The organism is Candidatus Cardinium sp. cByotN1 (assembly GCF_022810525.1).
Classification (GTDB): Bacteria; Bacteroidota; Bacteroidia; order Cytophagales; family Amoebophilaceae; genus Cardinium.
In genome coordinates, this window is the sequence record NZ_JAACGG010000145.1 from 1 (window position 1) to 4,553 (window position 4,553).

Annotated in this window: 4 protein-coding genes; all 4 read left to right on the forward strand. The window is 36.3% G+C overall.

Features of this window, described 5'->3' with window-relative positions; translation table 11 throughout:
* Positions 1–296 precede the first annotated feature (296 nt).
* The 4 genes from MUW73_RS04015 to infC all read left to right on the forward strand — a co-directional run bounded on the left by MUW73_RS04015 (position 297) and on the right by infC (position 4,342).
* Positions 297–716, forward strand: coding sequence for a single-stranded DNA-binding protein (locus tag MUW73_RS04015; protein WP_243017982.1), 420 nt, complete (start codon positions 297–299; stop codon positions 714–716).
* Positions 717–901: 185 nt separating this feature from the next.
* Positions 902–2,395 (forward strand): leucyl aminopeptidase, encoded by a 1,494-nt coding sequence (locus MUW73_RS04020; RefSeq protein ID WP_243017981.1) that lies wholly within the window; start codon positions 902–904, stop codon positions 2,393–2,395.
* Between the two features lie 72 nt (positions 2,396–2,467).
* Entirely contained in the window at positions 2,468–3,640 is a 1,173-nt protein-coding gene (locus MUW73_RS04025) for a prolipoprotein diacylglyceryl transferase (RefSeq protein ID WP_243017980.1), read from the forward strand.
* Positions 3,641–3,814: 174 nt separating this feature from the next.
* Complete coding sequence (gene infC / locus MUW73_RS04030; protein ID WP_243017979.1) at positions 3,815–4,342, forward strand: translation initiation factor IF-3; 528 nt, start codon at positions 3,815–3,817, stop codon at positions 4,340–4,342.
* Positions 4,343–4,553: the final 211 nt, after the last annotated feature.

The window sequence follows — 4,553 nt, forward strand, 5'->3', positions numbered from 1 at the left end:
TTTCCGCTCATCCAATGGCTTATGCTAGGAAAAATCGCGCCTTTTTTTTCATCAGCACTTGTTTTTTTGGCTACTTTTTGATCAAGCAAAAAGTAACTTTAAAAAATTCATTTTTTAACAGTGTCAGGAACAGATACAAAATTTTTCTATAAAAGTTTGTTAGTCAATTGATTGCGTCAATTTATGCCATTAGATAAATGAATACTATACCATAAAGGCTATTTGCAAAGTAGCGCCTAATCGCTTAGATTGAAGTTAAAACAAAAAGGCATTTTTCCCCATTGTTAACAATCAATATGGCAAGTGTTAATAAAGTGATTATTTTGGGTTATCTAGGAAAAGATCCAGAAATACGCCACTTAGAAAGTGGGCGTATGCGTGTACAACTCACGGTAGCTACAGATGATAGTTACAAAACAAAAGAAGGTACCAAAATAAATCATACAGATTGGCACGATATAGTCCTTTGGACGCCCCATGCAGAAATTGCGGCCCAATATTTAAGTAAGGGTAGGCAAGTATATATAGAAGGCAAGTTAAATCATAGGCTCTATACAGATAAAGATGGAAACCAAAAATATATTACACAAATTGTTGGCCAACAATTTGTATTATTAGGTAGTGGGAAACCCAAGTCCCAAGGTGTACAAGTCATCAATCACACACCACACAATCAATCACCTAAAAATAAAGATATGGATGAATTACCCTTATAAGGTATGGGTGCAGCATTTGCTTTTTTTGCAACAATCTCCTGTAGCAGCTAATAAATAAATGCTTATATTTAATCGATTTGTTGTGAAATAAATTTTTTGCTTATTTTTTTCATGCCCTGCCATAGGGCCAAATAGAATACCCCAAAAAGTCTTTTTTTTAAAATCAATTATTATTTTATTTTACTATGCGGTACCCAGAATTTCAATTTTTAAGCAGCCAAGCCTCACAAGTAGAACAAAGCTGTCATGTATTTGGTATCTTTGAAAAGCATGATACTACCCCTGATACCAGCCATCTGACTAGTGTACCTTTTTACCATGAGATCATAGCACCTTTGATAAAAGAATCCAGGTTTACTGGGAAACAAGGAACCACTGCGACAGCCAACTTGCTTCACTCGATAGGTAAAGTGATGCTTATTGGTTTAGGTAAGCAAGAAGTGATTGACCAAGAAACTATTCGACAAGCAGCCGCTACGGTTTACAGAACAGCTGTTCAGTTACATACGCCATCCGTAGTTGTCGATTTTATAGGATTATTAACCGACGAAAACCATTTAAAAGCCTTTGCTGAAGGTATCTTACTTTCTGCTTATGTAGATGAACGTTTTAAATCCAAAAAGGATACCACAACCACCTATCTTAAAAAAGTATATCTGCTAAATGCCAAAGCAGATGACCAAGTCATTCAACTAGCCCAAAAAATTACAACAGGGGCCAACCTAGCAAGAGACTTGGTAAATGCGCCAGCCAATTATGTAACCCCTTCCATGTTGGCTCAAACAGCGACTGACATAGCCCAAAGACATGGCTTGGAACTTACTATTCTAGAAAAAGAAGATTGCCAACGACTGGGTATGGGCGCTTATCTTTCCGTTACCCAAGGTTCTAGCCAACCACCCAAGTTCATTCATCTTTCTTATAAACCAAAATCAATTAATAACCAATCTGATTTTAAAAAAATTGCCCTAATCGGCAAAGGAGTTACTTTTGATTCTGGTGGGCTGAATTTAAAGACAGGAAGTGCCCAGATTGAGCTCATGAAATTTGATATGGGTGGTGCGGCAGCCATGCTAGGTGCAGCAGAAGCTATTGGCGCTATTAAACCGAATAAAGAGATCCATTTTATTATTGCTGCCACAGAAAATATGATTAATGGCAGCGCCACCAAGCCTGGTGATGTAGTAACGGCTTCTAATGGTAAAACCATTGAAATAGATAACACAGATGCCGAAGGAAGGCTTACCCTAGCCGATGCACTCGTCTATGCAGAAAAGCTAGGTGTAGATGCAATTGTCGATTTAGCTACTTTAACAGGAGCGATTATGGTTGCACTTGGCACACGTATAGCCGGTTTATTTAGCACTGATTCAAAACTGGTTAATAGCCTTATGACAGCTTCTCCAAGAACAGGTGAAAAAATTTGGCAAATGCCATTGGAAGCATCTTACTTACAAAGTATGGATTCGATTATTGCTGACATGCGTAATACAGGAAACAAAAAAGGTGGTGGATCTATTACTGCTGCTCTATTTTTAAAGCAATTTATTCAAAAAACAGCTTGGGCACATCTAGATATAGCTGGTACCGTTTGGACAGATAAACCTTGGTCATACCATAATGCAGGTGCGACAGGATTTGGCGTTCGTTTACTAGTAGATTGGGTATTAAATAGCTAATCATACGCTTTATCAACTGTATGACACTGCTAAAAAAACGTGCTTTACACAACTTTATTAACCCAAATACTTATGCCAAATACTATTATATGGGATGTATCCCCAGAACTATTTACTAAAGGATTTTTAAACCTACGTTGGTATAACTTACTTTTTGCTACTGGTGTATTAGGCGGTCTGCCGCTTTGGTATCATATATTTACCAAAGCGGGTAAACCAAGAGAAGAAGCCGACCGTGTTAAAGACTATATTGTACTGAGCGTATTACTAGGGGCTCGTTTGGGTCACGTCATCTTTTATGACTGGAATTATTACAAACATCACCTCTTAGAAATATTTTTACCTGTTACCTTCTCTCCTACCTTTAAAATAACTGGTTTCAGTGGTTTAGCCAGCCATGGAGCTGGTATTGCCATGGTACTTGCTATTGTTCTATACCTAAAACGAATTAAAATTTCTCTCTTTCCTCCCCGTATCTATTTTAAAAATCGCTCTTCTTCTTTAACTTTTTTATGGATTGCTGACCATTTGTCTATTCTATTTCCTTTAGGTGGTGCACTGATTCGAATTGGTAATTTTATGAATTCTGAAATCATTGGCAAACCAACTGGAGTTAATTATGGTGTAGTATTTGTTAGAGAGTTACATGATGATTTATGTAAGCGGTATGCTACTAAAATTGACCATCTAATCATAGATAAAGCATCTAAAGCTGATATCCTACCCCTAAAAAGTAATTACCAACCTATTGCATTAGTTATTGCTTTTAAAGAAACTATGACAGATGAAAAAGCGATTAAAAATTTCTTGGAGCAATCTTTAAAAAATCACTTAGTCCAAAAAGCTCATTTTAGCCAAGCACCTAACATTTATGAAACCTATGCTACCCCGCTATGCTACAGTCTAGAAAAAAAAGATGGGAATTATCAAGCTACCGTTTATACTTGGGGTATTCCAAGGCATCCGGCACAACTTTATGAATCCATTGCCTATTTCTTAGTTTTTATTATCCTACTTTTGTGGTGGTATCGAAAAGGTCAAACCATAGCACCTGGTCGTATATTTGGTGCACTTATAGTAGCAGCCGCTTGCATTCGTGTCTTTTGCGAATGTTATAAAGAAAATCAAGTTGCATTTGAAAACGACATGTGGTTGAATATGGGTCAGTTGCTTAGCTTACCTTGGGGAATAGCAGGACTATTTTTAATATTGCGCAGGCGCACTAAAGCAGCGCAAAAAACTTAGGATAGCCATACTGAACCAACAAATCGGTTTACAGCTTATCAAAAGAGAACATATTGTGCAACACACTTTATTGAAAAATTGTTTAGATATTTATATATTAACAATCATAGCCAAAAAATTATTGGCTAAATTGAGCGGATTGTCTACCACAGACCATAATCAATATTTAGCCATTTGAAAAATATAATAAAAGAAGCCCATAACGTAAACGAACGCATTACTGCACCAGAAGTCCGTTTAGTTGGTGATAATGTGGTTACTGGTGTTTATGCTATTCGTGAAGCTTTAGCCATTGCGGCCAAGCAAGAACTTGATTTAGTGGAAATTGCCAAAGGAGCTGACTTTCCTATTTGTAGGGTAATGGATTATGCTAAATTTAAATACCTACAAAAAAGAAAGCATAAGGAAATAAAAAGCAATGCCCAAAAAATCATTATAAAAGAAATTCGTTTTGGTCCCAATACAAGTGATCATGACTTCGACTTCAAGTTAAAACATGCCATTAACTTTTTACAAGCTGGTGCTAAAGTAAAAGTTTGCGTTAAATTTGTAGGGAGAGAAATTATGTTTAAAGAAAGAGGCGAGTTGATTTTGCTTAGGTTTTCCCAAGGATTAGAAGCCTATGGGAAAGCAGAACAACTACCTAAACTAGAAGGAAGAAAAATGAGTCTAACTATAGCCCCATTGGTGATTAAAAAGTAAAAAAAGTTGCTGTGATACTTTTTTTTGATAAAAAAGTAATATAAAAGCTAATGCGAACAGCTAAGCTGAACAAAAATGCTAAGGCTGAAGAAATAAAGGTATTTGTATCCGTTCACGACTGTGGTTTTTCTTCGATTATATTTAGCAACTCTTTGGTTTGCGTTGACGCAATTAGTAGAAAATGAATTTTTGTTGTTACTTTTTTCTTGAT